General features: G+C 31.7%; 2 protein-coding genes. Both read left to right on the forward strand.

The window, feature by feature from the left end:
- A partial coding sequence (grpE, locus tag KA858_RS12735; protein WP_210135858.1) for a nucleotide exchange factor GrpE occupies positions 1-89 on the forward strand: 89 nt, incomplete at its 5' end.
- Between the two features lie 44 nt (positions 90-133).
- A partial coding sequence (locus KA858_RS12740; protein WP_210135859.1) for an Hsp70 family protein occupies positions 134-262 on the forward strand: 129 nt, incomplete at its 3' end.

Raw genomic sequence — 262 nt, forward strand, 5'->3', positions numbered from 1 at the left:
AATCAGGTGTTGTAACTGAAGAGTTACAAAGAGGATATAAATTGAAAGATCGTGTTTTAAGACCAGCAATGGTTAAAGTAAACGAATAATGAACTCGATGATTAATTAATTATAAATTGGAGGAATAATTCTTATGAGTAAAGTAATAGGTATAGACTTAGGTACAACAAATTCAGTAGTTTCAGTATTAGAAGGTGGAGAACCTAAAGTAATCCAAAATCCAGAAGGTAACAGAACAACACCAACTTGTGTTTCACCATCT

Source organism: Staphylococcus sp. GDX8P80P, from assembly GCF_017893095.1.
Lineage (GTDB): Bacteria > Bacillota > Bacilli > Staphylococcales > Staphylococcaceae > Staphylococcus > Staphylococcus borealis.